This is a genomic window from uncultured Olegusella sp., assembly GCF_947253395.1.
Taxonomy (GTDB): Bacteria; Actinomycetota; Coriobacteriia; order Coriobacteriales; family Atopobiaceae; genus Olegusella.
In genome coordinates, this window is sequence record NZ_CAMXYY010000171.1 from 1 (window position 1) to 2506 (window position 2506).

Sequence of the window (2506 nt, forward strand, 5' to 3'; positions counted from 1 at the left end):
TCGCTGGAGGATAGCGACGACGAGATCTTAAACCGCATGAAGAGCCGCGGCCGCCGCGATGTGCGCAAGGCCCTGCGCGAATGCGATGCTGTATGCAGCGACGAGACCGAGCAAGCCTACCAAGATTTTTCGCCCTATTACGCCATTATGCAGCAGACCGCTCAGCGCGATGGCTTTAACTGCTCGCCCATGAGCGACTACAGCGATATGCTCCAGTCGCTGGGCAAAGAGCATTGCCGTGTTTTTGCCGCACGCTTAGATGGACAGGTGTTGAGCTGGTCAATTGTGACGCTGAGTGGCACGCGCGCCGTGCGCTACTATGCTGGCATGCGCTCTGATGCCATGCGTATGCACGTGACCGATAAGCTCGTCTATTGCGAGTGCTGTTTGCTTGCCCACATGGGCATCAAGGATTATGACCTCATGGGTATCGGAAGCGATTTTGCCCCCTCGCTCAAGCGCTTAAACGAGTTCAAAACAAAATTTACGACTCAGATTACGCCCGTGGCAGCTGGTCGCGACATTGCTGTTCGACCCTTGTTCTACCGCAGTTTGACACTGGCAAAAAAGTTGAAGACAGCACTGGGACGTTAAACGGGAACACTCATTGAGACCTTAAACGGGGGGGCACTCACTGCAGGCCTTAATAAAAACACATCATGGAGGAGAACTTCCACATCATGCAGGGCAAAGTCGATATTGTAGTTGACGGCGTGCTCCACACGCTTTCGGCGGGGGACTTTATCCACATCGAGCCCGATGAGGTGCACTATGTGGCCAATCCCTACGACGAGCCCATGATTATGATCTCGACTCTTGCACCGCATCAAGATTCCGATAAGATCGAGGTCGAGAACCCCGAGTATGATCGCCTATAGGTCGGTCGGTTCGGTTGTAAGTCGGTCGCAGGTCGGTCCTTCTATCAGCAGTTGATCACCGGGACGCACGTCAAAATCTGTGTGGACGGGCAATTCAAGTACATGTTTTGCCTTTGGTACGTGTGAACCTAGACGCCACGGCATAACGGTTTCGCAAAAAAGAACCTCAAGGCATGTACGGTTCGCAGCTGTCCCCGCATACGCTTTTGCATACGAATTTGAGCGTGCGCAATCGGGATGATCTGCTCCTGCACAATCAGACCTCAGATATACAATCCGCAAAGGTACTTTCATAAAACAGCAATGCACGGAGGAGCAGTTCTGCAAGAACAGCCCTCCGTGTATTTCACGTTCTTCTCTTCCCATAAGACCACGTAGACGGCTCATAAAATTTGCCGCATGCTCGACGAGGAGAACTTGGTTGGTGCGTGTATTGACTAGGCGAATATTCATGGCTGCCGACACGCCTATCCGAGTAATTTTCCGAGTGCGGTAATGTAGATCGCAAGCGCGCGCTGCAGCGACGCTTCAGAAATTGCCTCGTTGGGTCCATGGATACTCCCAACCCACGCAGGCCTTCCATCTTCATGCTCGTATTCAGGACCAAATGCCACCGCATATGGAAAATGCTTTGCATAGGTTCCGCCACCCAAAGTAATGGGTGCAAGCTTCTCGGGTGACCACTGCGTAAAGCTCGAAAGCAACGCCTGAATTTCTTCCTGCTGCGGATCTTGATACATGCAGACACCGCGGTGTGTCTCGCAAAAACGTGCTCCATGCTCTTGGCATACCTTCGTTAACTGCTCGCTTATGCGATCAGGATTGGTCGATTTGGGCCAACGCGCATCTATGGTTTGCACGAGCTGCCCATCACGAACGCCAATGACTCCACTCACAATAGTCAACGGCGAGAAGACATTGTCAGTTGCATCGACGCCCAAAAGAGAACCATCCCAGCTTGCATACAGACGATGCTGCAGCTCAAACCAGGTCTTCTCGGCAGGGCTATACAACTCGTGGTCATACAAATACTTCCCCAGCATGCCGATGGCGCTCTTCGTGCCCTGCGGCAACGAAGCGTGCCCGCCTACACCCTGGGCCTCAAGACGAATGGTACCGTCTCCCAAATCGCTGGGTGTTATGCCGTCGACCTCAGGTGTTTCGTCCAAGCGCGCACGGATAACAGCCTGCGCCCGCGACGCCACGGCATTGCGCACGGTGCCTCCTTCGAAAGACACGATACGCCCCTGCGGCTGCAGATCAAACGAAATTTCCCCATTATAAGTGCCCTTCTCGCCAATCACGACGGGCCAATACGAGTCGGGCGTGAACAAAAAGTCGGGAGCGGGATAGTGCTTGTTGTAATATTTTGCATCGTTCATGTGCGTTTCTTCGTTGGTGCCCAACATGACGCGCAAGTCGTGCGCGCGCTCGAGGGGGTGCTCCATAAAAAAGTGGGCCGCCCAGAGCGATAAGATCGCCGGGCTTTTATCGTCAACCACGCCACGGCCGCACAGATATCCCTCTTTTTTGGTGAGCGCATACGGCTCAAAATCCCAACCCGGACCTGCAGGAACAACATCCAAGTGGCCAAACACCGCAATCTGCTTTTTTGTGTTGTTTGAGAT

4 protein-coding genes are annotated in these 2506 nt (G+C 53.4%); 2 read left to right on the forward strand and 2 right to left on the reverse strand.

The genetic code is table 11. The features are described from left to right. Together Q0X25_RS08470 and Q0X25_RS08475 are read left to right on the forward strand one after the other, a co-directional pair. On the forward strand, positions 1-594 hold a 594-nt coding region (locus Q0X25_RS08470), incomplete at its 5' end, for a GNAT family N-acetyltransferase (protein WP_298581252.1). Positions 595-659: 65 nt separating this feature from the next. After that, positions 660-878: a cupin domain-containing protein gene (locus tag Q0X25_RS08475; RefSeq protein WP_298581255.1), complete on the forward strand. Its 219-nt coding sequence runs from the start codon at positions 660-662 to the stop codon at positions 876-878. On the opposite strand, the gene Q0X25_RS08480 is transcribed toward Q0X25_RS08475, so the two are convergent. Continuing rightward, positions 873-1331 carry a DUF192 domain-containing protein gene (locus Q0X25_RS08480; RefSeq protein ID WP_082715583.1) on the reverse strand — a complete coding sequence of 153 codons (459 nt, stop codon included), beginning with the start codon at positions 1329-1331 and terminating at the stop codon, positions 873-875. The two genes, Q0X25_RS08475 and Q0X25_RS08480, sit on opposite strands and share 6 nt — an antisense overlap. 14 nt (positions 1332-1345) lie before the next feature. Next, a partial coding sequence (locus Q0X25_RS08485) for a Sapep family Mn(2+)-dependent dipeptidase (RefSeq protein WP_298581261.1) occupies positions 1346-2506 on the reverse strand: 1161 nt, incomplete at its 5' end.

Excerpts from the sequence above, each read along its gene's own strand:
- Q0X25_RS08475 (WP_298581255.1), top strand. The coding sequence starts at position 660 with ATGGAGGAGAACTTCCACATCATGCAGGGCAAAGTCGATATTGTAGTT.
- Q0X25_RS08480 (WP_082715583.1), bottom strand. The coding sequence starts at position 1,331 with ATGAATATTCGCCTAGTCAATACACGCACCAACCAAGTTCTCCTCGTC.